The 22,520-nt window shown below is 68.3% G+C and carries 26 protein-coding genes; 8 read left to right on the top strand and 18 right to left on the bottom strand.

Annotated elements, in window-relative coordinates; all coding sequences use genetic code 11:
- Nucleotides 1-110: 110 nt before the first annotated feature.
- Nucleotides 111-1,085 carry a helix-turn-helix transcriptional regulator gene (locus tag IF55_RS03695; protein WP_482700373.1) on the bottom strand — a complete coding sequence of 325 codons (975 nt, stop codon included), beginning with the start codon at nt 1,083-1,085 and terminating at the stop codon, nt 111-113.
- Between the two features lie 114 nt (nt 1,086-1,199).
- On the opposite strand from IF55_RS03695, the gene IF55_RS03690 reads away from it, so the two are divergent.
- Entirely contained in the window at nt 1,200-1,607 is a 408-nt protein-coding gene (locus IF55_RS03690; RefSeq protein ID WP_030874483.1) for a DUF3224 domain-containing protein, read from the top strand.
- A gap of 70 nt (nt 1,608-1,677) precedes the next feature.
- Here IF55_RS03690 and IF55_RS03685 read toward each other — a convergent pair whose 3' ends face one another.
- The 7 genes from IF55_RS03685 to IF55_RS36720 form a co-directional block, all read right to left on the bottom strand.
- On the bottom strand, nt 1,678-2,349 hold the full coding sequence (locus tag IF55_RS03685) for a uracil-DNA glycosylase (RefSeq protein WP_030874485.1): 672 nt from the start codon (nt 2,347-2,349) through the stop codon (nt 1,678-1,680).
- 121 nt (nt 2,350-2,470) lie between these two features.
- Nucleotides 2,471-3,256, bottom strand: a complete 786-nt coding sequence (locus IF55_RS03680) for an SDR family oxidoreductase (protein WP_030874487.1) — start codon at nt 3,254-3,256, stop codon at nt 2,471-2,473.
- 96 nt (nt 3,257-3,352) lie between these two features.
- Nucleotides 3,353-4,114 (bottom strand): 3-oxoacyl-ACP reductase FabG, encoded by a 762-nt coding sequence (fabG, locus tag IF55_RS03675; protein WP_030874489.1) that lies wholly within the window; start codon nt 4,112-4,114, stop codon nt 3,353-3,355.
- Between the two features lie 151 nt (nt 4,115-4,265).
- A complete protein-coding gene (locus IF55_RS03670) occupies nt 4,266-4,661 on the bottom strand; it encodes a DUF3037 domain-containing protein (RefSeq protein WP_030874491.1) in 396 nt (131 codons plus the stop codon).
- Nucleotides 4,658-5,482, bottom strand: coding sequence for a HipA family kinase (locus IF55_RS03665; protein ID WP_030874493.1), 825 nt, complete (start codon nt 5,480-5,482; stop codon nt 4,658-4,660). Before IF55_RS03665 ends, IF55_RS03670 begins: the two co-directional genes overlap by 4 nt.
- Nucleotides 5,483-5,515: 33 nt before the next feature.
- Complete coding sequence (locus IF55_RS03660) at nt 5,516-6,919, bottom strand: tyrosine-type recombinase/integrase (RefSeq protein WP_245661046.1); 1,404 nt, start codon at nt 6,917-6,919, stop codon at nt 5,516-5,518.
- Nucleotides 6,920-7,165 carry a helix-turn-helix transcriptional regulator gene (locus IF55_RS36720; RefSeq protein WP_078643550.1) on the bottom strand — a complete coding sequence of 82 codons (246 nt, stop codon included), beginning with the start codon at nt 7,163-7,165 and terminating at the stop codon, nt 6,920-6,922.
- 336 nt (nt 7,166-7,501) lie between these two features.
- Here IF55_RS36720 and IF55_RS39150 point away from each other — a divergent pair, with 336 nt between their 5' ends.
- Nucleotides 7,502-7,720, top strand: coding sequence for a hypothetical protein (locus IF55_RS39150; protein WP_030874497.1), 219 nt, complete (start codon nt 7,502-7,504; stop codon nt 7,718-7,720).
- A gap of 593 nt (nt 7,721-8,313) precedes the next feature.
- Here the strand turns inward: IF55_RS39150 and IF55_RS39145 are convergent.
- Nucleotides 8,314-8,538, bottom strand: coding sequence for a hypothetical protein (locus IF55_RS39145; RefSeq protein WP_157854232.1), 225 nt, complete (start codon nt 8,536-8,538; stop codon nt 8,314-8,316).
- Nucleotides 8,539-8,818: 280 nt separating this feature from the next.
- On the bottom strand, nt 8,819-9,199 hold the full coding sequence (locus IF55_RS03650) for a hypothetical protein (RefSeq protein ID WP_030874499.1): 381 nt from the start codon (nt 9,197-9,199) through the stop codon (nt 8,819-8,821).
- 244 nt (nt 9,200-9,443) lie between these two features.
- On the opposite strand from IF55_RS03650, the gene IF55_RS03645 reads away from it, so the two are divergent.
- Nucleotides 9,444-10,082 (top strand): DUF998 domain-containing protein, encoded by a 639-nt coding sequence (locus IF55_RS03645; RefSeq protein ID WP_157854233.1) that lies wholly within the window; start codon nt 9,444-9,446, stop codon nt 10,080-10,082.
- Between the two features lie 85 nt (nt 10,083-10,167).
- Here the strand turns inward: IF55_RS03645 and IF55_RS03640 are convergent, their stop codons facing one another.
- The 4 genes from IF55_RS03640 to IF55_RS39140 all read right to left on the bottom strand — a co-directional run bounded on the left by IF55_RS03640 (nt 10,168) and on the right by IF55_RS39140 (nt 11,913).
- A complete protein-coding gene (locus tag IF55_RS03640; RefSeq protein WP_245661045.1) occupies nt 10,168-10,590 on the bottom strand; it encodes a DUF6262 family protein in 423 nt (140 codons plus the stop codon).
- Nucleotides 10,587-11,084 carry a hypothetical protein gene (locus IF55_RS03635; RefSeq protein WP_245661044.1) on the bottom strand — a complete coding sequence of 166 codons (498 nt, stop codon included), beginning with the start codon at nt 11,082-11,084 and terminating at the stop codon, nt 10,587-10,589. The genes IF55_RS03640 and IF55_RS03635 overlap by 4 nt, the downstream gene beginning before the upstream one ends.
- Nucleotides 11,085-11,195: 111 nt before the next feature.
- Nucleotides 11,196-11,690, bottom strand: a complete 495-nt coding sequence (locus tag IF55_RS03630) for a hypothetical protein (protein ID WP_030874506.1) — start codon at nt 11,688-11,690, stop codon at nt 11,196-11,198.
- Nucleotides 11,677-11,913 carry a hypothetical protein gene (locus tag IF55_RS39140; RefSeq protein WP_157854234.1) on the bottom strand — a complete coding sequence of 79 codons (237 nt, stop codon included), beginning with the start codon at nt 11,911-11,913 and terminating at the stop codon, nt 11,677-11,679. Before IF55_RS39140 ends, IF55_RS03630 begins: the two co-directional genes overlap by 14 nt.
- A gap of 57 nt (nt 11,914-11,970) precedes the next feature.
- Here IF55_RS39140 and IF55_RS39135 point away from each other — a divergent pair, with 57 nt between their 5' ends.
- From IF55_RS39135 to IF55_RS03605, 5 genes are read left to right on the top strand one after another with little or no spacing between them, the layout of a single operon-like run.
- The gene (locus IF55_RS39135; RefSeq protein ID WP_157854235.1) at nt 11,971-12,234 is read left to right on the top strand and encodes a hypothetical protein; all 264 of its coding nucleotides are present in this window, start codon (nt 11,971-11,973) and stop codon (nt 12,232-12,234) included.
- A 55-nt stretch (nt 12,235-12,289) separates the two neighbouring features.
- Nucleotides 12,290-13,744 carry a tyrosine-type recombinase/integrase gene (locus IF55_RS03620; protein WP_106980309.1) on the top strand — a complete coding sequence of 485 codons (1,455 nt, stop codon included), beginning with the start codon at nt 12,290-12,292 and terminating at the stop codon, nt 13,742-13,744.
- On the top strand, nt 13,741-15,576 hold the full coding sequence (locus IF55_RS03615; protein ID WP_030874512.1) for a hypothetical protein: 1,836 nt from the start codon (nt 13,741-13,743) through the stop codon (nt 15,574-15,576). Before IF55_RS03620 ends, IF55_RS03615 begins: the two co-directional genes overlap by 4 nt.
- Nucleotides 15,573-17,750 (top strand): hypothetical protein, encoded by a 2,178-nt coding sequence (locus tag IF55_RS03610; protein WP_030874514.1) that lies wholly within the window; start codon nt 15,573-15,575, stop codon nt 17,748-17,750. The genes IF55_RS03615 and IF55_RS03610 overlap by 4 nt, the downstream gene beginning before the upstream one ends.
- The gene (locus IF55_RS03605; protein ID WP_037962328.1) at nt 17,747-18,247 is read left to right on the top strand and encodes a hypothetical protein; all 501 of its coding nucleotides are present in this window, start codon (nt 17,747-17,749) and stop codon (nt 18,245-18,247) included. Before IF55_RS03610 ends, IF55_RS03605 begins: the two co-directional genes overlap by 4 nt.
- Here the strand turns inward: IF55_RS03605 and IF55_RS03600 are convergent.
- The 4 genes from IF55_RS03600 to IF55_RS03585 all read right to left on the bottom strand — a co-directional run bounded on the left by IF55_RS03600 (nt 18,237) and on the right by IF55_RS03585 (nt 22,456).
- Nucleotides 18,237-18,857 carry an NsdA family TPR-like regulatory protein gene (locus tag IF55_RS03600; protein WP_482700672.1) on the bottom strand — a complete coding sequence of 207 codons (621 nt, stop codon included), beginning with the start codon at nt 18,855-18,857 and terminating at the stop codon, nt 18,237-18,239. The two genes, IF55_RS03605 and IF55_RS03600, sit on opposite strands and share 11 nt — an antisense overlap.
- 13 nt (nt 18,858-18,870) lie before the next feature.
- Nucleotides 18,871-20,400 carry a right-handed parallel beta-helix repeat-containing protein gene (locus IF55_RS03595; protein WP_157854236.1) on the bottom strand — a complete coding sequence of 510 codons (1,530 nt, stop codon included), beginning with the start codon at nt 20,398-20,400 and terminating at the stop codon, nt 18,871-18,873.
- 258 nt (nt 20,401-20,658) lie between these two features.
- The gene (locus IF55_RS03590) at nt 20,659-21,708 is read right to left on the bottom strand and encodes a hypothetical protein (RefSeq protein WP_030874522.1); all 1,050 of its coding nucleotides are present in this window, start codon (nt 21,706-21,708) and stop codon (nt 20,659-20,661) included.
- 10 nt (nt 21,709-21,718) lie between these two features.
- Nucleotides 21,719-22,456: a hypothetical protein gene (locus IF55_RS03585; protein WP_030874525.1), complete on the bottom strand. Its 738-nt coding sequence runs from the start codon at nt 22,454-22,456 to the stop codon at nt 21,719-21,721.
- Between the last annotated feature and the right edge of the window lie 64 nt (nt 22,457-22,520).

Below are 22,520 nucleotides of genomic sequence, written 5' to 3'. Positions count from 1 at the left end.
GGGGCTTGGGCAAGGTTGTACGGGCGTACGGGCGTACGGGCGTACGGGCACGGGCTCGCGTACGTACGGGCGTACGGGCGGTGTGAACGTCACGCGGGCGGCGCCCGGTCTCACGCCTGCTCCCCGTACCGGCGCGCCAGTTCCCGCACCGCCTCGGTGAGCGCGGCGCGCAGCTCCGGCGGGCCGAGCACCTCGGCCTCCACGCCGAGCCGCAGTACGTCGTGGACCGCGACCGGCAGGGACTCGACCGGCAGCGTCACCCGCACCCAGCCGTCGCCGTCCGGCTCCCCCGCCGCGTCGGCGGCCGCCCCGCCCACCGCGCCGAACTGCGCGGGCAGCAGCCGCAGCCCCCGCGGGGAGAGCCGCAGCAGCGCCTCGCCCTGGAAGCGCGCGTCCTCCAGCCGCCGCGAGGACCGCTGCCAGTAGTCGGCCAGATCGAAATCGGCGGGGCGCTCGAAGGGCTCGTCGAGGACGTCGGCGGCGAGGACTCGGGAGACCCGGTACGTACGGACGCCGCCGCCCTCCGCCCGCGCCGCCAGGTACCAGATGCCGCCCTTGAGGACGAGGCCCAGGGGCTGGAGTTCGCGGTGCACCTCGCCGTTCCAGCGCCGGTAGTGGACGCGCAGCGCGCGCTGCTGCCAGACCGCCTCGGCGACCGTGACGAGGTGCGGCACGGGATCGGCGTCGCGGAACCAGGCGGGGGCGTCGAGATGGAAGCGCTCCTGGATGCGGCGGGAGCGCTCGCCGAGCCCGTGCGGCAGGGCGGCGCGCAGCTTGAGCTGCGCGGTGGCGAGGTTCGCGCCGAGGCCCAGCTCGGCGGCCGCGCCCGGCGTCCCGGCGAGGAACAGCGAGTCGGCCTCGTCGCCGGTGAGCCCGGTCAGCCGGGTGCGGTAGCCGTCCAGCAGCCGGTAGCCGCCGGCCGGCCCCCGGTCCGCGTAGACGGGCACGCCGGACGTACTGAGCGCCTCGACGTCGCGGTAGACCGTGCGGACCGAGACGTCGAGCTCCGCGGCGAGCTCGGGCGCGGTCATCCGGCCGCGGTTCTGGAGCAGCAGGAGCAGGGAGAGCAGTCGGTCCGCGCGCATGGCCACCATTGTCCGCCGCCGTCCGCCATACCTGACAGAAGGTGTCAGGTACGGCGGACACGCTGGGCCCGTCGCCGTACGGACAGCCCGTACGGCAGCGGGAAAGGAACCACCATGACCACGCACGCCACCGGCGCCTTCACCTACGCCGGCTGGGACGAGCACCCGGCCGGCGAGGTCGAGGGCGCGGCCCGGCTCGCCCACGCGCGAGTGACCAACCGCTTCACGGGCGCGATCGAGGCGGCCGGCACCTCGTGCGAGTACACGATCGTCTACACCGGCGGGACGACGGGGGTGTTCGCCGGTTACGAGCAGATCGACGGCGCCCTCGACGGCCGCAAGGGCAGCTTCGTGCTCACCCAGCGCGGCCACTTCGACGAGGAGGGCACCGTGCACTGCGCCTTCGAGGTGCTGGCCGGGGCGTCCGGCGGCGAGCTGACCGGCCTGACCGGCCAGGGAGCGTTCACCGCCCGGCGCGGCGAGCAGGAGATCGCCTACACCCTCGACTACGACCTCGGCTGAGCCGGGCCCCGCGCCCTGGCCGGGCCGGACGGCCGAGCGGGGCTGGGGCGGACGGCCGAGCGGGGTCGGGTCAGGCGGCGAGGTCCGGGATCCGCCAGTCTATGGGCTGGTGGCCCTGGGCCCCGACCGCCGCGTTGATCTGCGTGAAGGGCCGGGAGCCGAAGAACTTCTTGGCGGACAGCGGGGAGGGGTGCGCGCCCTTGACGACGGCGTGCCGCTCGGTGTCGATGAGCGGCAGCTTCTTCTGCGCGTAATTGCCCCACAGGACGAAGACGGCCGGGTCGGGGCGGTCGGCCACCGCGCGGATCACGGCGTCGGTGAACTTCTCCCAGCCCTTGCCCTTGTGGGAGTTGGCCTCGCCGCCGCGCACCGTCAGCACCGCGTTGAGCAGCAGGACGCCCTGCTTCGCCCACGGCATGAGATAGCCGTTGTCGGGGATGGGGTGGCCCAGCTCGGCGTGCATCTCCTTGTAGATGTTCCGCAGCGACGGCGGGGTCTTGACGCCCGGCCGCACGGAGAAGCACAGGCCGTGCCCCTGGCCCGCGCCGTGGTACGGGTCCTGCCCGAGGATCAACACCTTCACCTGGTCGTACGGCGTCGCGTCGAGGGCCGCGAAGACCTCCTCGCGCGGCGGGTGGACCGGGCCCTTGGCCCGCTCCTCCTCGACGAAGCCCATCAGCTCCTTGAAGTAGGGCTTCTCCAGCTCGTCGCCGAGGACGCCCGTCCAGGACTCGGGCAGCATGTCGGTCACGTTCAACAACCTCCGGTGTGTGATCCGCTGTCGACCACAGAACCTACCGGCGACCACTGACAACGGGCGGCCGGGAGCGGCGGACCGGGGCCCGCCGTCCCCTTGTGCGGGGCTATACCCCGGCGTTGAGGAACAGTCCGCCGTCGACGACGAGGTTCTGGCCGGTGATCCAGGCCGCCGCGTCGGAGAGCAGGAACGCGACCGCGCCGCCGATGTCCGCGGGGATGCCGAGCCGCCCCATCGGGTAGCGGGCGGCGGCCTCTTCCTCGCGGTCCTCGTAGAGGGCGGCCGCGAACTTGGTCTTGACGATCGCCGGGGCGATCGAGTTGACCCGTGCCTTCGGCGCCATCTCGTGGGCGAGCTGGAGCGTGAGGTTCACCATGGCGGCCTTGCTCATGCCGTACGCGGCGATGAACGGGGAGGCGGAGACGCCGGCGACGGAGGCGATGTTGACGATCGCGCCCCCGTGCTCCTTCTGCCACGCCTGCCACGTCGACTGGGCGAAGCCGAGGGCGGAGAGGACATTGGTCTCGTACACCTTGCGGGCCACGCCGAGGTCCAGCTCCGTGATGGGGCCGAAGATCGGGTTGGTGCCCGCGTTGTTGACGAGGTAGTCGACGCGTCCGAAGGTCTCCATGGTGCGCTCGACGACGGCGGCCCGGTGGGCCTCGTCGGCGGCCTTGCCGGGCACGCCGATCGCGCGGTCCTCGCCGAGCCGCCGCACGGCTTCCTTGAGGGCCTCCTCGCCGCGCCCGGTGATGACGACGCGGACGCCGCGCGCCACGAGCGCCTCGGCGACGCCGTATCCGATGCCCCGGCTCGCGCCCGTGACGATGGCGACCCGCCCGGAGCCGTGCTCTCCGGTGTCCGCGGTGTGCTCCTGGTTCTGTGCGCTCATGTGGTGTGTCGTTCCTCGTTCGTCGGCCTGGATCGGTGGACCGGGCGGGGTCGGTGGACCGGGCGGGGTCGGTGGACCGGGATCGGTTGGCCCGGGTCAGTTGAGGGGGCCGCCGGCCACGTACATGACCTGTCCCGAGACGAATCCGGCCGCGTCGCCCGTGAAGAACGCGATCGCGTTGGCGATGTCGTCGGGCACGCCCACCCGCTGGACGGGGATCTGGGTGGCGGCGGCGGCCTGGAACTCCTCGAAGCCCATGCCGACGCGCTCGGCGGTGGCGGCGGTCATGTCGGTGACGATGAAGCCGGGGGCAACGGAGTTGGCGGTGATGCCGAACTTGCCGAGTTCCTTGGCGAGGGTCTTGGTGAAGCCTTGCAGCCCGGCCTTGGCGGCGGCGTAGTTGACCTGGCCCCGGTTGCCGAGGGCGGAGGAGCTGGAGAGGTTGACGATACGGCCGAAGCCGGCGTCCACCATGTGCTTCTGGCAGGCGCGCGACATCAGGAAGGCGCCCCGCAGGTGCACGTTCATGACCGTGTCCCAGTCGGACTCGCTCATCTTGAAGAGGAGGTTGTCGCGGAGCACGCCCGCGTTGTTGACGAGGATGGTCGGGGCGCCGAGTCCGGCCACGACCCGCTCGACGGCGGCCTCGACCCGCGCCGGGTCGGCGACGTCGCAGCCGACGGCGAGGGCCGTGCCGCCCGCGGCGGTGATCTTCTCCACGGTGGCGGCGCAGCCGGCCTCGTCGAGGTCGAGCACGGCGACGGCGCGGCCCTCGGCGGCCAGCCGGACGGCGGTGGCCGCGCCGATGCCGCGGGCCGCGCCGGTCACGACGGCTACGCGCTGCTCAGTGGTGGACATGCCGGATCTCCTCACCTCGGAGGCGGCGCACCGCCCCGGTCCGTCTGGAGCGGCGCACCACCCGGCCCGCCGATGGGTGAGCAACCGCTTAGTACCTTCAGCAGAGCTGACGCTAGAAGCCGGGCCACCGGCTGTCAACGGCCTCCCCCGCTCACCTCACCAGCAGGTCGAGCAGGCGCTCCGCTTCCGCCTCCGGATCGGTGGTCAGCCCGGTGTGCACGGGGCCGGGCTGTACGACAGTGGAGCGCGGCGCGATCAGCCAGCGGAAGCGCCGGCCCGCGTCGTCCCCCGCGGCCTGCCCGGCCCGTTCGCCGCCGAGGCAGACCCCCTCGACCGCGCCGAGCGCCACCCGTACGCCCTCGACGTCCACGGCGGGGGCCAGCGCCAGCAGCCGCGCCTCGTCCAGGTGCGTACGGGCGATGACGACGCGCTTCGCGCGGCAGTAGACGAGCACACCGGCGTTGATCATCTCGCCGCGTTCGACGTTCGGTACGACGCGCAGCAGGGCGTACTCGAAGACATCGCGGCCATGGTTCGCTGCGGTCACTTGACGGCCTTCCGGTGCAGTCGGGCGGCCAGCCACTCCGGGGCCTGCGAGGGCTTGTCCTTCGTGGGCGCGCCGAGCGTGATCCCCTCGGTGACCGTACGGGCGCGCTCCAGCAGCACCTCGACATACGCGCGGCGCAGCGCGTCCGCGCTGTCGAAACCCGGCTCGTCGACGAGCCACTCGTCGGGCACGTCGGCGGCGACCTCGGTGAGCAGTTCCTCGGTCACCAGGGGCGCCAGCTCCGCGGCGGCCGCGGCGATGTCCGGGCCGAAGGGGGCGAGCACGTGGTCGGAGGCGTCGTACGGCTTGGCGGCCGACTGCCGGGCGCCGGGCCAGTTGTGGTGCCAGATCATGGTGGCCCCGTGGTCGATGAGCCAGAGCTCACCGTGCCAGACCAGGAGGTTCGGGTTGCGCCAGGACCGGTCGACGTTGTTGATCAGCGCGTCGAACCACACCACCCGCCCGGCCTCCGCCGCGCCGACCTCGAAGGCCAGCGGGTCGAACCCGAGCGACCCGGGCAGGTAGTCCATCCCGAGGTTCAGCCCGCCGCTGGCCTTGAGCAGATCCTGCACCTCCTCGTCCGGCTCCCCCAGCCCGATGACGGGATCCAGCTCCAACCCCACCAGCTCCGGCACCCGCAGCCCCAGCCTGCGCCCGAGCTGCCCGCAGATCACCTCGGCCACGAGCGTCTTGCGCCCCTGACCGGCACCGGTGAATTTCATGACGTACGTACCCAGGTCGTCGGCCTCGACGAGCCCCGGCAGCGAGCCACCCTCACGCAAGGGCGTGATATAGCGGGTGGCGGTGAATTTCTCTAGCACTTTCCCAGGCTCCATGAGTATTTAGCCTAATAATCAACGACGGGCTTCGGGAGGTGTGAGCCTTGAAGAATCGCCGGAATCAGCCCTGGGGAGAATCTGGGGAGTTTCGGCCGGCACACCGCCCCCTCCCTCGTCCCCGAGCAGCCCGTCGATCGCGGCACGTCCCCTGCTTCCGGCCTCCGGCATGAAGTGAGCATAGTAACCGAGCGTGACAGCCGGCGAAGAGTGCCCGAGCCACCGTGCCAACGTCACCACCGACTCACCCGCCTCCAGCATGATCGAGGCATAGGTGTGCCGCAGCACATGGAACCCGTCTTTCGGCGCCGCCGCCCACTGCCACGGTTTCGCCCCCTCGGGGAGCGGCGGAATGATGCCCACCGCGGCGAGCGCCGGCTTCCACGTATAGGTGTTCCACGTGTTCACGGAGACGGCATTACCCATGCGCGTGGTGAGAAGGAGCGAGACCTTCCGTGTCGGCCGGTCCGGTCCCGGCGCCTCCCATGGAAGCTCCACCTCCAACGACGGGAACGCCTCGGCGTGGCGCTTCAGCTCCTCGGCGACCGCTGGGGGCATGTCAACCGTGCGCGTTTTCGCGCCCTTCGGCAAGGCGAAGTACTTCTTCCCCTTGATCGTCTGCACCTGCCGGCGAACGTGAAGCACGCCCCTCGCCCAGTCGATGTCCCGGGGGCTCAAGCCAAACGCTTCCCCTTGGCGGAGCCCACACCCCAGACCGACCACGACAGTTATCCGGCGCCGCGGGCTGATCGCGTCCCGAACCCGTAGTGCTGTCTCCAGCGGCCATGCGTCCCGCCGCTCCTTGGACGCTGTGGGCCACCGTACGGACTTCGCGCGCATCGGGTTCCTGGCCAGCCGCTTGTCATCGACGGCCGCCTCCAGAATGCTCGACAGCTCGGACAGGATGCCGCGCCGGTAGTCGACCGACGAGACCGTGTCGACCAACTTCGCCATATACGCGCGTAGTTCCGCCGCGGTAATGTCCCTGAGCGGCAGTTCACCCAGGTGCGGGACAATATGAAGCCGGGCACGACGCTCCTGGCCATCCCGAGTCTTCGGAACTCCCCCGCCGCCCGGGGCCCAGTACGTCGCGATGTAGTCAGCCAGCGTGAGGGACCCGTCGCGAGGGTCCACGAATTCCCCGCGCTCCTCGTCCGTAGCCGACCGGCGAAACCACGCCTTAGCGTCCTCAAAGGTGTCGAAAGAACGATCCCTGACCCCCGGTATACCGGCGACCTTGTACCGCTTCCCTTTGCCGTACCGAGCGGTCCTCTCTCTCCTACCCGTTATCGGGTCCTTTTTCTTCTTGATCCAGCGGTCTTCGATGTAGCCGGCCAGGAGAACCTCTCTCTTTCGACAATGCAGACGCCCCCTACAACGTTGTGCGTCAGGGGCTGGGGGGCGACCAAATCGATACCGCACTCAAGTATTCAACGGGTTGAGAGCCTCATTGGAACGGGAGTCGGCTTGCTCCTGTTCGTGAATCCAGCCGTCGAGGGAATCACGTCTGTACACGACACGGCCGCGCGGCCCCATCCGAAAACTCGGCGGGCCCTGCCGCCGATGCCGCCAGACGTAGAGCGTGTGCGGCGACAGACCAAGATACGCAGCGGCATCCTTGACGGTCAGGAACGCTGCGCCAAGAGTGGGTTCGTACTGTGTGGGCATGAGAGCTTTCTGTGAGATGTGAGCGAGGGACCCGCCTGGAGAAGAGAAGCAGGCCCCCCACCCGCTCGGCTGACAACAGTCGCCAGCCGTTCCCGCACTCGGGAAGGTGTATGACGATTCAGCCGCCATCTTGCCGTTCATTGCGGCGGTAGGTGCCGAGTGCGGGCCAGCAGGGCGCAGTTCGCTTCCGGTCCACCGCCTAGCAGCCGGTGCGAACTACATCCAGGGTGTGGATGATCCCCGGTTTGGCTAACCGCGGCTCATCGGCTATATACAGGACTATGCTGCACGGAATCCTCTGCCCGACCCGAGGCCGAGGGTCTACGAAGCCAGTCGGTGCGACCGGAGAGCTGGCATCGCACCGTCCGATTCCAAAACGAGGAAGCCTTCATCAGTGGGGCGGCGAAGGCTACGGACCACCACTCGCTCGCCGAAACCGACGGCGCGAGCAACTTGCAGAATGAAGGCACCAGGGTGAGCAGCGATATGCGCAAGAACCGTGCGATCACAGCGATAGCCGCGCTGTATCTGGTCCTCCACAAAGAGGAAGGCTGAGCAGACGCAGAGGCACAGGGCGGTGGCGAGAGTGCCATGATCCCAGCGTCGTGACGCGGTCGAGCCTTCCAAGACGCCGAGGATGAAGAGAACCGGGGCGGTAAACCGCAGGGAACGCACGGTGGCTTCGGACAGGAGTAATCCTCACGTCAGGGCTTCGTGGAAGCCTTCAGCGTCGAAGGGCCATCTCGACTTTGTCTGCGCCCAGTCGGCAGGCACTCAACTTAGAGCAGCGCCTCACGTCCCTTAATGGACACATTTTCCGGGGACGTTGTACGTTGACATGGACTCCGCAGCAGGTTCCAGTCCTTCGAAGCTATTGCATCTCTGCCGTGAGCGAATCCACTCCCAGCGCACAAGGTTGGTGACCGTGACGGCACCGGGATACCGACCTCGCTTACCGCCCTCCTTTAGCTGTGCAACCACCGAGCGGAACCAACATTGACAGCTCGCCGGCATCGGCGGTCCTCTTCGAGATCAGCGCCGGGGGAAAGCTCTCGTGGTTGAACACCGCCCCTTCCTGGGCCTGCTCGTCCGTAGGGGGTGCGCGGCGATCAGCTCCTCCAGGACGGGGCGCGGCAGTGCCAGGGAGGTCAGGACGTCGGATGCGTCGTCCACAGTGGCGCGGGCGGCCTGGCTGGCCGCTTCCGCGTCGGCCGCGCGCCGGGCCGCCGCTCCGTCGCCGACGAGGCCGAGCGGGCGGCGGAGCGGGCCCGCTCCGCCGCCCGCTCGGCCTCGTCGGCCTTCTCGCGTAGCTGCTCGTCATCGCAGATCCGTAGCTTGTCGCGGGGACGGGCGCGCTGACGCAGGCGATCCATCTTGGCTGCCCACGCCCCCTCCGCCGGCGGAGGGGCGCGCCCTCGGCGGAGGCGGGGCCCGGTGCGGGGCGGGCCACCGTCAGTCCTCGCCGTGCTCGTGGATGGTGGCGGCGGCCGCGCCGCAGGAATCGGGTCTGGGCGGCAGGCTTCTTCGGGGACACAGGTCCGCTCCCATTTCTGGGGCAGCGTCCCGCGCCGAGGCCCTGCCCCTTGAACTCCAGGGGGTGCGCCTGGCCTTGGGCCTGGCGTCCGCGCGGGCCTCCGCGGTGAGGGCAATCAGTTATGCGGCAGAGGACACGGTGATCGTGAACCGCTGCACGTAGGAAACGATACTGCCTGCCGCCGACACGGACGGCTCGCCACCGCTGTCGTGCTCCAACGCCCGGTCGATGACCCGGGCTTCAGGAACATCCAAGTCGTAGGACCAGCGGTCGCCGCTGCGCCCCACCACACCGTGGCGCACGCGGTCGGCGAGCCACTGCACCTGGTCGTCGCGTTCCCCCACCGAGGTCACCTGGTAGGTCCACGCGGCATCGGCATGCCAGTCCCACAGCGGCCTGCCGCTGAACGTGGCGGGCAGGCTGTCGAGGATCGCGTACGGGACCGGGGCCGACCGCCTTCTCTGGGGGCGACCGTGTGGCGCGAGGCGAGTGGAGGTCACTTTGTGCAGCTCAGCGCCGGTGTGAGCGACAATACCGTGTGCAACACCTGTGGCGCTACTTGTGATGACACTCGTTCCGCGGACCCCTGCTCCCGGCCGCAGTAGGGTCTCCCCCACCCCGTTCCGGGGGGCTTGTCGGAGCGCCTGAGTCCGGCGCCGCATGATCGGCTGTCCGCACGTTATTCGCGTGGCGGAAGGTGGACAGGTGAGAGTCCGGATCGGGTGCTCGGCATGGATCGTGGGCGTGGTGCAATTCTTCGTCACCCACTGGATTGTCGAGTCGGCTTGGGCCAGACCGTATAGCTGGGCGCAGAACAACATCAGCGACTTAGGCAACGCTCACTGCGCTCTGCAGCCAGAGCCCGAGCCGCGGTATATCTGTTCCCCCGAGCACGGTCTGATGAATGTTTCGTTCGTCGCCCTGGGAGTGCTGTTCGTTGTCGGTGCTGCCCTGACCGGTGGTGTCCTCTGGCGCAGGGGACGGGCCGCTGCCGTGGCCCGTCTGCTGCTCGCCGGTGCCGGCGTGGGATTCGTATTGGCCGGGCTGGCTCCTGCGGACGCCAACGAGAACCAGCATCTCTTGGGCGCCCTCTTCATCATGGCAGCGGGCAACATCGGTCTCGGCGTGGCGGGGTTCAGCCTGGCAGAACACGTACCGACCCCCCTGCGGTGGGGCACCAGCTTGCTGGGGGTCACCGCACTCACGGCCTTCGGGCTGTTCCTCTCCCACCACTACCTCGGTCTGGGCATGGGAGGTATGGAACGGGTCGCTGCTCTTCCTCTCCTGTTCTGGACGCTTGCTGTCGGCACTTGTGGCCTCATTCGGCGGGCGGGTCGCATGCAAGAGGCGGTGACGGCTGGGCGTCTCAACCGCGCTGGTTGAGAGCTCTGGTCAGGTCCCGGTTGGCCTCCCTCGCGGCATCGAGACCGGATCGGTCCTCCTCCAGCGAGGCGGTCAACTCCACGTTCTACTGCTCCAGCCTCGTGATCTTGCGTTGGAACTCGTCGATGTCTGCTGGGGCTCCGAGGCCCGATTCCTGCCATGCCTGCGTTCCCAGCACCTGCGAGAGCCGCCTCTCCAACTGCTGAATGCGGGAGGCCAGGCGAGTGTTGCGAGCCTGGGCGTTCGCGAGGTCGGCCTGAAGCGAGGCTCGGCTCACCGGCGAAGTGCCTACCGGGTCCTGAGCCGCAGGTTCGAGCTCGGCCGCGTGCACGATCTCCAGGAGGTCGCGGTGTCGGTAGAGGAAGCTGCGGTCTACTCCGGCTTGCCGGGCGATGGCCGAGACGCTGGTGGGCGTGCCGTTCCCCGCGGCGCTCTTCACTGCGCTGGCGACCCGCTGTCGGCGCCGCTCGGTGTCGGCCTGACGGCCGTTACGCAGGGCAGGGATCACGGCAGCCTCCAGGGCCTGACGTCGGGAAGTGGCTGGCCGACGCGGGGCATGCCCAGCATCACTGAGCGGCCGCGGCGGACCACGGCGACCGCGACTTCGATCTGGGCACGTTCTTCGTCCGAGAGGTCGTCCAGGTCTGCCTTGACCCGGTTGATCAGACGGCGGACCCGACTGATCTCCTCTTCGGAGGGCATCGCTTCGCTGCGGGCCCAGTCGTCGGCCTCGAAGGCCGACATCAGCCGCTCCCGGCTGCGGAGGAGATCTGAGAGGTATCGCTCCAGGTCAGGTAGGTAGGAGACGTCGGTGCGGAAGTGGTCGCAGCCGATGCAGCGGAAGCGCAGTGGGCAGCTTTGGCCGCCGGCCGCGACGTTGTGGGGTTCCAGGCAGATGCCGTAGGCCGTGGCGACTTCGCCGATGGCCCGCCGCACGTGCTCGGAGTCCAGGAGTCCTTGTGCTTTGCGCCAGACGCGGGTGCCGCGGCGGTCGAACTGCAACGCGGTGACCCGGTCGACAGCCTCACGGCGTCGCTCCTGGCTGACCCGTAATGGTGGGCTCGGGTATTGGAACTCTCGGAATGCCTCTGCCGAGGACACCGCAGGCGGGAATCACAGGTAGTCGAAGAAGCGGATCCACCACGTCGGGGGGTGCTCGGGCGGGTAGTAGGAGACGAGGTCGCTGACGCCCTCGTATCTCGTCCAGAGCAGGTGCTCTGAGATGACGGTGTAGCCGAGGGCTTCGAGTTCTTCCTCGACGCGGAGTCGGTCGCTGGGGTGAAAGAGCTCGCGCTCTTCTTCCTCGTTGTAGCTCCCGGGGTTGCCCAAGGTCACGACGGCCAGGTTCCCGAAGTTGCTGATGGTCACCGTGATGTGTTCGGCGCTGTCGGCGGCGGTTGCCGGGACCACGATCGTCCCGTGGTGGCTGGCGTCCTGGACCTGGCGGTCGACGGTGCAGGTGCACTGGAACCGCGCGTCCAAACGGACTGCGAGCTGCTCAAACCGGGCTCGGGTGGCGCCAGGGTCGTAGCCACGGGGAAACTCCATGTGCTGCGGGTCATCGAGCTGTCGGAGCAGAGCCCAGGTGCTCTGGTCATCGAGGGGCATGTACGTCTTCTCCTTGGAGATGGCGGGTGGCTCGTTGGCTGATCTCTGCTGCGTAGGCGGCCCAGTCTCCGGCGGCGGCTCGCTGCCATTTGACGGCAACGGTGATGTCGAGGCCGAGGGTGCGGGCGAGGACCGCGGCGGGCAGCTCGGTGGCGAGCTGGAACAGTGCGGTCGAGCGGGCTTCCGCGAGCCGGATGCCGAGTTTGCGGAGCCTCTCGCCCATGGCCCAGGCACTGATCGGTCGGCCGGGCTGGCCGCCGGGGAAGAGCCAAGGTGATTCTTGTCGGCCGAGGACGGCGTGACTGCGGCGGGCCGCGACCTGCTGTCGGGCCAGGGCAGCGACGGGTGTAGGAAGCTCGACCGGAACGGCGCCGAGGCGGATGCGAACGGCTCCGTCAGTCTCCTCGATGTGGTCGACGGTGAGCCGGGAGATCGCGGCGGGCCACTGGGCATAGAGGAGCAACAGCAAGCCGGCGAGGCGGTCTTCGGGCTTTATGTTGGCGCTTGCCGCTGTCTCAATGATCGACTGACTACCCAGTCGTGAGAGCCGTCTCGGCACCACTCCACCCCCGCCCGCAGGGAGATGCATGCTGCCGCCGATGTCCGCAACGGTCGAGCTTCGTACGACGAGGCGTACCCGCACCGCAGGGCTCAGACTCGACGCCTGGACGGTCAGACCGTGCACTGTCCTGGACCGAGCTGGCGTCAAGGAGGGGCAGCCCTTCATCCTCGGCGCCGATGGTTCGTACGACGTGCACCTGAACCGCTTCCTTCGAGAGCTGGATAGCTGGGGCGTCACCGCCGACAACAGCATCGAGAGCTACAGCAGAGACGTGATGCTCTTCTGCCGGTTCCTGAGCGAGTCACGCAACGGCAAGACGATCTGGGAGTGCGACAGCGAGGATCTGCGCGCCTACAAGCGAGTTCGTCTCTTCTCCGGGCTGGACTCGGTGTCGGTGGGAACCTGGAACCGCTCGATAGCCGCCCTGGACAAGTGGGTGGCCTGGGCGCTCTACGAGGAGCTGCTGACCAAGGAGCCCTTCCGGTACGCCGACAAGACGGTGATGACGCACGACGGGCCCCGCACCATGCGGGTCAACGCTGAGCATGTCGCCGGCCCGGAGGACGAACCGGTGCGGTTTGTGTCCTTCGAGGACTACCTCCTGTGGAGGGACGTCGGGCTGAGGGGCGAGCTTCCCGAAGGCGGACGCGACCCTCGGTGGCGGGGCCGCAACGGCGAGCGGAACGCCATGTTCGCCGACCTCATCGTCTACACGGGCATGCGGCTGAGCGAGGCATCGTCGTTGCTCGTCCCGGAGATTCCACCGCTGGTCACTGGTCGTCGAATAACGGGCGACGTGCACCTGTCGAAGGCCGTCACCAAGCGGAATAAGGCCCGCACTGTGTTCATGACCTTGCGGATGCTGCGGTCGCTGCACCACTTCATCGACATCGAGCGTGACGAGCTCGTGACCCGACGACTCGCCGAGGGCGCCTACGCCAGGGGCGACAGCGCCGTGCTGGTGCGGCGAGCGGGCCGACACGCTCTCACGCTCGGCACCGGCCGCGGCTGGTCCTACGCGAAAATCGGGCCCGCGGAGCGGAGACGGCTGGCGAGGGTGTGCCCCGATGGCAGCGCCGGGGAACCGTTGTGGCTGTGGCTCGGCGAGGACGGCCAGCCGTTGAGCCCATCGACCTGGCAGTCGGCCTTCCGGCGAGCGAACGAGCGGTGCGCGAAATTCGGCATCGACTTGGCGATTTCCCCGCATACCCTGCGCCACCTCTACGCCGTTCACATGCTGGGGCTGCTCTTGCGGCAGACGATCCGGGCGCTCGGCCGACGCGACGACCAACGCCTGGCGCGAGCCGAGCTCAGGCGCCTGCTGATCGGCAACCCGATGCGGAAGCTGCAGCAACTGCTGGGACACACCCACGAGTCCACGGTCTACATCTACCTGGACCTCCTGGACGAGGCCCAGGAGATCGTCCTGGCAGCGATGGCGGAGTGGGACGCCCAGGCCGCAGTGCTGGACCGGGTGGAGGTGGCTGCATGAGCCGCCGGCCCGGCCGACGCGTACGGTTCCCCTCCCCGGACAACCTCCCCCCGGCGCCTGATCCCGTGCCCGAGATCGGGCCGGTCGCGTTCTCGGCGCACTTCGACGACGGCATCGAGCGCCGCTTCGACCTCTCGCACCTGCCGTGCCCCCGACTGGTGCGGCACCTGGTGCGGGCCCTGGCCGGCGTCGCCGGGCGGGAGCGGGAACAGCGCGCCGTGTTCACCACCGAGACAACCGTCCGGCAGATCGAGGGGTTCGTCCGCTTCATAGCGCAGGCGGAGCCCGACGATGCCGAGCACTTCGACGTGGACGACCTCACCCCGGAACTGCTCGAAGCGTTCGAGCTCAAACTCATCGCCGACTACCGGGAGACGAACTCCAACATCCCGTACGCGACGATGTCCGGCCTCCTGCGGCTGCTGCGGCTGGTCCGTGACGAGGATCCTGATGCGTTCGGCCTGGCGATGCAGGCCCGGCTGGGCTTCGCCGTCGTGAAGGCCACCGTCACGCACAGGCCGCTGGACGCGTATCCGACCCCTGTCTTCGAAGCCGTCGAAGCGGCCGCGCTGGCGGACATCCGCAAGGTGCGCGACCGCATCTTGGAGGGTGAGCGCCTCGCCGCCCTCGGTGAGGATCCTGCGACGGGCGGCTGGCGGAAACCGGAGAACGTACTGTGGCACATCGCCCGCCATGGCCCGCTGACGAAGGAGGACCGCGCGGACAACAGGGTCCGCGGCGGGGTGGGACTGTTCGGCGGCCAGTTGCGGACCAACGCCCGGATGTTTCTGACGCGCACCGATGTGCTGGCCTTCCTCGTGCTGCTGACCTGCCAGACCGGTCTGGAGCCGGAGTGCGCCCGTGCGCTCAAGGCCGACTGCCTGGTCAACCCGGCGCGCGGCTACGTCAGCATCGCCTACGTCAAGAAGCGGGCCCGCAACAACTCCCACAAGACGCTGCGCGTGGCCGACGGAGGGGCCCTGCACCACCCGGCCGGGGTCATCCGCCTGGCTCTGCGGCTGACCGCCCGCGGTCGCCAGCACACTGACAGCGACGTGCTGTGGGCCCACACGGGACGGTTGGGGCTGCAGGCCGGATTCCGCCCCGGGGTGCGATCGCCGCTGCGTGAGGAGATGGCGGCGTGGGCCGCCGGCCACGGCATCGATCAGATGAAGGACACCGATGGACGCCCCGTCGTCCTGGACATGCGGCGTCTGCGCAAGACCTACAAGTCGCGCCGCTACCGGCAGGCGGCCGGCATCCTGGAGGACTTCGCCGAGGGCCACTCCACGCAGGTCGCGGCCCGTCACTACGCCGACATCGAAGCCCACCGTGAACTGCACGAAGTCGCCGTCGAAAATGGTCTGCGCGAGGTCCTGGACACCGCGCTCGCGCCGCCGGTGGTTCTCACCGGCCAGGGCGAGCGGGCCGATGAGGGCCGCGCACAGCTGACGCCTCCGGAGGTCGCGGCCGCGCTGTCCGGCGAGAACGACGTGTGGCTTGCCTCGTGCAAGGACTTCTACAACTCGCCGTACGCGCTGAAGAAGGGCTCCGGATGCCCGACAGCGATCTGGGGCTGCATGGAGTGCCCCAACGCCGTCTTCACCACCCGGCACCTGCCCAGCATCTACAGCTTCGCCGCGTTCCTCGACCGCCAGCGCGATGAGCTGTCCATCGCCGAGTGGAAGGTCCGCTACGGGCTGGCCTGGGAACGCATCATCTCCGGGATCCTGCCGAAGTTCACCCGCCAGCAGCGGATCACTGCACAGGCGATTGCCGAATCCGCTGCCCCGTACGCCTTGCCCGCCCAGTTCCTGGAGCTGACGACATGACCACCGCCATCCCCGCTGACGCGAGGCGCCCCTCCACGCTGGTGCCCGACGACGCGTATGTGCTTCCCGAACACCTCAGCGAGTCCGCCGGGTGCCGCGGCCCACGGTTTGGTGAGGACGTGTGGGATTTTCGTCCGTTCCTGCCGCGCAGCATGGATCGATACCGGCTCACCTTCATCGACACCGAGGACCCGGTGACCGTCTTGACGGTCAAGGAGTACCTCTATTCCCGGTTGCGCAGGGGCACGGGATCACCGAAGCCAGGGCATCGCAGCGGCCGGCCGATGAAGCTCACCAACTTCTACAGCGCCTTCTGGTACGCACGCTCCGTCATCACGACGCTGCAGGACCTCGGCGTTCCGCGCCTTGCAGCGGCGACCCGGAAGGACTTCAAGGCTGCACTGGAGCAGTGGAAGAAGACCTCCGCGAATGCCGCTGCCCTGCATGTCCTGGCAACGCAGCACCTCTTCGCCCACGGCGCCTTCCTCAGCGCCGACCGACTGGCGATCAGCCCATGGGCCGGTCGGTCGGCACTCCATGTCGCGGGCTTGAAGAGGGACAGCGAGAACTCCACGCTCCGCATTCCGGAGTACATCAGCAGCCCTCTGCTGAAGGCTGCCGTCTTCTACGTGGAGACGGCCAGCCGCGACATCCTGGCCGCCCGACGCGAACTCGCCGACCTGAAGGCCGCGGACAAGGCTCGCGGCCGCAACTGGCGAGGGACCGCAAAGGGCAAGGTCGCTCAGTACATTGACGAGTTGCGTGCGTCAGGCCGCCCCGTTCCCGCCCTCCCCTACAAGGAGCACCACACCTGCCCGGACGCTGAGGTCGTCGATGGTGTGGTCCAGGCCCCCAACGCCAGGTTGGCCGGCCTCCAGTGCGGAGTGATCGAAACGAATCCGGCCCTTCGGCGGATGCTGAGCGAGGCCGCCAAGGAACTCGGCTACGGGCCCGGCGGCCTGCACACCGCGGTGTCGCTGTGGCCCGACAGCGGCAAGCCGTGGCGTGCGGGTTTGGGTCCCAGGGAGCTGCGGGAGGAGATCGCGTTCCTGCGGACGGCCTGCTGGCTGGTGCTTTCCTTCCTGAGTGGCATGCGTGGCGCTGAAGTGCGCGAGCTTGGGCCCGACTGCGCGTTCACGGGGGCCGGGGAGGAGGGCCGGGCCCGCTTCAAGATCCGCGGTCGCGTCTTCAAGGGGCGCGCGCTGTCCGGCGACGAGGCCGAGTGGGTGGTCCTGGAGATTGTCCACCGCGCCGTCGCTGTGCTTCGGCAGCTCAACGACGATCCGACACACCTGTTCGGCTACCGGCTGGGAGATGGTTTTGTCCTTGCCGCACCGACGAAGGGCGGTCAGCTCGACCGCTTCCGCGATCACGTCAACGAGCTGTTCAGCACCGCCGATGGCCCGTTCATTCCCAACGAACGGGTCAGCGGCGACCCCGACCACGACGGTGAAGCCGAGGACGGCCTGGGCGACGACGGCGTCCCATGGTCGTTCGATTCGCGTCAATTTCGTCGAACATTGGCTTGGTACATTGCCCATCAGCCGTTCGGCATCGTGGCAGGTGCCCGGCAGTTTCAGCATGCCAAGATCACCATGTTCGAGGGGTATGCCGGCACCTCCGCCTCCGGCTTCGCCGCCGAGGTGGCGACCGAGGAAGCCATCGCCAAGCTCGACTACGTCGAGGACCTGTACCGGGACTGGAACGAGGGCGGCGGCTCCACGGGAGGAGCCGCCAAGCGCATCGACGCCGAGTTCGAACGCATCCGCCGTGAACTCGGCGACCTGCCGGGCGTCGTCGCCAGCCCGTCCCGGCTACGGACGATGCTCAAGCACCTCACCAAGACCCTCCACCCGGGCGTCCTCAACGACTGCTTCTACCAGTCGGCCACCGCCGTCTGCCGCAGCCGGGCTACGGCGCTGGGTCGCCCGCTGCCCCTGCACAACATGTGCCTGTCCTGCCCCAACGCCCGCCGGTCGGCCATTCACCTGCCCAGACTGATCACAGCGAGAGACCAGGCGGCGCGGGAGCTGGAGACGGACGTGAAGGAGCGCAGCTCGCTCACCCGTCTGCAGATCGCTGCCCTCTCTTCGTACGCAGCCGAGCTCGACGAGGTCATCGACGGCATCCACCCAGTCGACGATGAGCAGGAGAAGGCTGAGGTGGCTGCGTGAATGACGAGACCCGCCTGCGGATCCGGCACACCTTCGAGCGGCTCTCGGCCGGCGGCCGGGTGCTGACGGACATCGACCGCGCGCTCATGGAGGCATTCGAGCGGCTGATGCACGGCCTGCCCGAGCTCACCGACGGCAAGATCACAGTTGTCAATGTGTGCACCGAGGCCGGGGTGTCCCGCGCGTCCTACTACCGTTCGCCGGTGGCACAGGCGGTGAAAGAGATCCTGGAAGCACCGCAGACCCGCCGTCCGGAACCGGAGGAACTGCGCGCGGAAGTGTCCCGGTTGAAGAAGGCGGAGCGCGAGCTGCGCAGCGCGCATGCCGGTGAGGTCCGCGAGCTGAAGGACACCCTCGCCACGTACGCCAACCAGATCCAGGTCCTGACCTTGCGCACCGTTGAGCTGGAGGAGGACAACGCCCGCCTGATCGCTCAGCTCCGGCAGGCGGGCGGGAACGTCACCACCCTGTCCGAGCGGGAAGCGGTCACGCCGTGAGGTCGAGGAAGTCCGCGACGGGGCGGGCCTTGCGGTGGATGGCGAGCTGCCCGCGCAACTCGGCGAGGGTGCTGGTACCGCGGGCGGAGTCGGCTCCGCCGAGTTGCTCGATGGCGCGCTCGGCGATGGCGGCGTCCAGGTCGCCGAGTGTGAGGTGGGCCTCGGCCTGGCGGGCGAGGTAGATGCCCGTACCGCGTGCCTCGGTGGTGGTGTCGTAGGGGCCCTCGTGCCGCAGGGCGGCGTAGAAGTGCTCCAGCGCGCGGCCGGGCTCGCCGAGGGAGAGTGCGCACGAGGCGGCCACCTCATGGGCCTCCCCGTGGGAGAGCCAGTACATCGAGGGCAGGTCGTGTGCGGCGGGCCCGGCGCGGTCGTAGGCGGCGAACGCCGCGTCGATGGCCCGGTAGGCGGTCTTGGGTTCGCCGGCCGTGGAGTGGGCGCGGGCCTGCCGGGCGGGCAGCATCGCGATGACCCGCCCGGATGTGATCTTGTGTCGGTGGTCCAGGGCCCGCTCGATGAGGCCCAGCGCCCCGTAGGGGGCGCCGGAGCTGTAGCGGAGGTTGGCCCAGAAGGCGAGGGGGGCGTTGTCGGCGGCGGCACAGGCCCGCTGCAGGCGCTGTCCCTCTTCACTTCGACTGGTCCGCTCCGATGTTGGGCGGCTCCAAAATAGGGTTCCCGAAGTAGTCGTACGCGGTCCCGTCCTTCCCGCCTTCTTTCACGGATCCGGCCCCGCGCGCGGGTGAGCCGGCCCTCAGGCGTACATCGTCCGGGACGCCCGGCTCGGCGGACCTGAGCAGCGGATCGGTGCGAAGGCCCGCCGTATCACGGGGCTGAGCGGTGCGCCAGTAGAGGTTGTTGTGGTAGGCGCTGACCGTGTCGTGGATGGGAGAGTCCTGGCCGGCCGCGCCCACGAACACGTTGTCCTGGAAAGTGACGCCGGTGAGGTTGTCGCGGTTGGAGACAAGCGCGGTGTCGGACCGGTTGGTGACGACGGTGTTGCGGTAGACGCGCGTATCGGTGGAAGCACCGCACACAACGGAGATCACACCGTAGGGCGAGGCCGTGTTCCGGTCGTTGATGCTGATGTTGTCGTGGACGCGATTCCCGTCGCTCACCCTCCCAGCGGCGTTGCAGACGAGGAGGAACCCGCCCTCGTTGTCGTGACTGTAGTTGTACCGGTAGACGTTGCGGTTGTTGCCGCCGTCGATGTCGTACGCCATGGAGTCCCGCGTTCCGTGGCCCCCGGTAACCTCGTTGTACTGATACAGGACGTCATCTGAGTCCCAGGCCCAGACGCCGGCGTTGTAGCCGTCCGACCGCCTGTTGAATCCGTCGACGTAGTTGCGCTCGACGAGGGCGCCGCGCGACTTCTGCACGACGATGCCGTCGCCCCCGACGTCGTACACCTTGTTGTGCGTGAACACGACTCCGGTGGATTGCACGAGCCCGGTCTCGTCACCGCGCTCCCAGGTGGAGGATGTGGCGATACCGGTTCGGTCGACATGGCGGACGGTGGAGCGGCTGACGCGGAGGTCGTCGAACCGGGTGGGAGTCTTGGTCCCCTTTACGGTGAAGAGGATTCCCCCGCTCGGGTCCGGGTCCTTGAAGTCGGCCCCTAGGACGTCGTGGACATCGATGCCCTCGACGACGAAGTGGCGGGCGATGCCGTAGTCGGTGAGCTCGGCGTACAGGCCCGCGCGGCGGTCGGTTTTCGTCTTGGGTCCGGTGTTGGAGAGGTCGAGGTTGCGGATCTCCCACTGTTCGGTGTTGACGAGGAGCAGCGCAGCGCGGGTGCCCCCGCCCTCGATGTGCGGCTTGCTCTCGCTCTTGCTCCCGTAGGCGTCGATCTGGACGGGGGCCCCGTCCGCTCCCTTTCCCTTGGGCGCCAGCACGCCTTTGCATTCCGTACCGCGTTTGAGGAGCAGGCGCTCACCGGGGGCATAGGTATGAGCGCTGGCCTGGGCGAGGGTGCGCCAGGGGGTGGCGGGCGAGGTGCCGGACGCAGTGTCGTTACCGCTCTGGCAGTCGAGGTAGTAGGTGGCGCCGGGGGCGGCGGTCGCCATCGGGGTGGCGGCTGCGGCCAGGGCGGCGGCCATCAGGAGGGCTGGTACGGGTATAGCCCGGGACGTGGCGTTGGGCCTTGCGTTGACATCCATGGAGCGTTCCTCACTCTCGGTTGTGGCACTCGTCTGCCGTCGATGCCTGAAGGTATTTCCGTCAGGAGTTCCGTCTACCTACCTGGCCGAAGGCCCAGATCTGAGCATCTTCGCACTCGACAAACGGCTGGGTGCAGATCTTGCCGATGCTGAAACACAGGCCTGCTGCGTGTATCCGCAAGATTTGATTACGCGCAATTCGCAACCGCGTCTCTGCCGTAATCAACAAGCAACCCGACGACGGACACCGTCGACACCTCAGCCACCTTCGGCAAGCAAGCCGATTCCGTCGAACATGTCTTCGCAATGGTCGCCAGGCAGCCATTTGTTGCCGCTCCAGAGGATATCGACTTCTCCACCCCCGCGAAAATTAGCGAGGCGGCAATACAAAAATGGCCAGCCCGACACGTCCGTGGTGGAGGGCTTAGTGTACAAAATGTGCCCTGCCCCGGCCGCGACGAAATTGCTTTCGGCCGGGGTGTTCGCATCGAAACCTCGGTTCGCCAGACCGTCAGCGAGGGCGATGTTATGGAACATGCCCATGAAAGAAAAGTATGCGGCATAGTTGTCAAGGTGCAGTGTTCCACCCTTCCCGACAGGGTAACGGAGCGAGTATTCACGTGATTCGGTTTTCGTTGGGTCGATGATGGTGCATTTTTGTGACTGCTCGTCGCCGGTGACGATGATGTGGTTTTCGTCGGGGGTGAGGTTGATGTGGCGGGGGGTGGGGATGGTGTCCCATTGGGGGCGGTCGGCGAAGTAGTGGGGTTGGGGGTTGTGGGGCATGGGTTTGAGGTCTTTGGTGACGGCGGAGGCTTTGCCGTCGATGGTTTGGATGAGGGCGAAGGCGTGGGTGCCGTCGGAGGTGATGGCGAGGTCGATGATGGGCCTGTGGTGGGCTTCGAGGACTTCGTAGGGGGCGGGGTCGGAGGTGGTTTTGCGGGTCTTGCCGCTGGAGTCCAGGGGGAAGGTGTAGATGAACCCGTCGCTGCCTCCGCAGTACAGGCGCTGGTCGACGTGGGAGGGCTGGCCGAAGCCGCCGGCGAGAGCCGCACACATCAGGTCCACCCCCTTGTTCGTCCTCAGCTGGGTCACGGTGGGGCTCTTGGGGTTGCTGACATCGAACTCATCGACGTTGGAGGAGCCGGTGGTGCGGTAGACCAGCGACCGGGGAGCATCCAGCAGGAGGCGTGCGTCGGACGGCACCCTGCCCCCTGTGCTGCTGGTGTGCCAGAACAGGGCATTCGTGCTGGTGTCGATGGTGCGGATGCGGAACGGCGAGGGGGTGTACAGGGTGAGCTTGCTCATGGCGGTTTCCTTAGCTGTTCTTGAGCTGGAAGGTGTCCCAGTCGATGGCGCCGGTCTGTTCGTCCTCTTCGGCGTGGGGGGTGACGGTGTACCAGGTGTGGGCGGCATCGAGGAGCAGGATGGTCTTGCTGTCGATGGCCACGGCGGCGCGGACGTCGACGGTGAGGGTCTTGGGGTCCGCGGACAGGGAGCTGGTGCCGGTGTCGGTGTCGGTGAGCCAGTACTTGTTGCCGTCGAAGACGACGGCGAGGGCGCGGCTGGGTTCGACGAGGGCGGTGGCCGCGGTGAACTGCTGTGCTGCTGCGGGCAGGTCGGGGAGCAGGCCGCTGAGCGGCTGGTCGGGGCGGGGCTGGAGCCGGTACCAGGCGTTCTTGTTCTTCTCGTCCTGCGGGTCGTAGGGTTTGGCGTTCTTGTTGGGGGCCAGGACCGTGCGTCCGGTAGTGCTGCTCTGGATGAAGTAGGGCAGGTCTTTCTTCACGATGGCGGCGAGCGTGGTCTTACTCGGTGCCAGGTAGTCGCCGTAGCCGACCCAGAGTGTCTTGATGGGGCGGTCCTTCGGGCCGTAGTGGCTGGAGTCCCAGGTGGGGGATGCGGTGTTTTTCAGGGAGCGGATGTAAGCGGTGTTTTTTGTGGTGAGGAAGAAGGCTTTTCCGAGTTCGGCGTCTTGCGCGGGCGCGGTGTCGGTGGGGTTGGCGAGGTAGAAGGCGGCGCAGACATCGGAGAGGCCCTCGGGTCCTGAGATGGTCATAGCGAATCCCTTTCTGGGGCGGACACGAATGCGGGTGCGTGCGTTCGGCGCGGGCCTGGAGAGC

Origin of the sequence: Streptomyces varsoviensis, assembly GCF_000718635.1 — a bacterium.
Lineage (GTDB): Bacteria > Actinomycetota > Actinomycetes > Streptomycetales > Streptomycetaceae > Streptomyces > Streptomyces varsoviensis.
Note: the sequence above shows the minus strand (reverse complement) of the source record. Positions and strands in the feature narration are given on the sequence as shown.

What these genes read in the sequence shown, in the direction of transcription:
- IF55_RS03690 (WP_030874483.1), top strand. Translation starts at nt 1,200, where the DNA reads ATGACCACGCACGCCACCGGCGCCTTCACCTACGCCGGCTGGGACGAG.
- IF55_RS03680 (WP_030874487.1), bottom strand. Translation starts at nt 3,256, where the DNA reads ATGAGCGCACAGAACCAGGAGCACACCGCGGACACCGGAGAGCACGGC.
- IF55_RS03615 (WP_030874512.1), top strand. Translation starts at nt 13,741, where the DNA reads ATGAGCCGCCGGCCCGGCCGACGCGTACGGTTCCCCTCCCCGGACAAC.
- IF55_RS03610 (WP_030874514.1), top strand. Translation starts at nt 15,573, where the DNA reads ATGACCACCGCCATCCCCGCTGACGCGAGGCGCCCCTCCACGCTGGTG.
- IF55_RS03630 (WP_030874506.1), bottom strand. Translation starts at nt 11,690, where the DNA reads ATGCCCCTCGATGACCAGAGCACCTGGGCTCTGCTCCGACAGCTCGAT.
- IF55_RS03595 (WP_157854236.1), bottom strand. Translation starts at nt 20,400, where the DNA reads ATGGATGTCAACGCAAGGCCCAACGCCACGTCCCGGGCTATACCCGTA.
- IF55_RS03620 (WP_106980309.1), top strand. Translation starts at nt 12,290, where the DNA reads ATGTCCGCAACGGTCGAGCTTCGTACGACGAGGCGTACCCGCACCGCA.
- IF55_RS36720 (WP_078643550.1), bottom strand. Translation starts at nt 7,165, where the DNA reads ATGCCCACACAGTACGAACCCACTCTTGGCGCAGCGTTCCTGACCGTC.
- IF55_RS03695 (WP_482700373.1), bottom strand. Translation starts at nt 1,085, where the DNA reads ATGCGCGCGGACCGACTGCTCTCCCTGCTCCTGCTGCTCCAGAACCGC.
- IF55_RS39140 (WP_157854234.1), bottom strand. Translation starts at nt 11,913, where the DNA reads ATGGGCGAGAGGCTCCGCAAACTCGGCATCCGGCTCGCGGAAGCCCGC.
- IF55_RS39145 (WP_157854232.1), bottom strand. Translation starts at nt 8,538, where the DNA reads ATGGATCGCCTGCGTCAGCGCGCCCGTCCCCGCGACAAGCTACGGATC.
- IF55_RS03585 (WP_030874525.1), bottom strand. Translation starts at nt 22,456, where the DNA reads ATGACCATCTCAGGACCCGAGGGCCTCTCCGATGTCTGCGCCGCCTTC.
- IF55_RS03685 (WP_030874485.1), bottom strand. Translation starts at nt 2,349, where the DNA reads ATGCTGCCCGAGTCCTGGACGGGCGTCCTCGGCGACGAGCTGGAGAAG.
- IF55_RS03590 (WP_030874522.1), bottom strand. Translation starts at nt 21,708, where the DNA reads ATGAGCAAGCTCACCCTGTACACCCCCTCGCCGTTCCGCATCCGCACC.
- fabG (WP_030874489.1), bottom strand. Translation starts at nt 4,114, where the DNA reads ATGTCCACCACTGAGCAGCGCGTAGCCGTCGTGACCGGCGCGGCCCGC.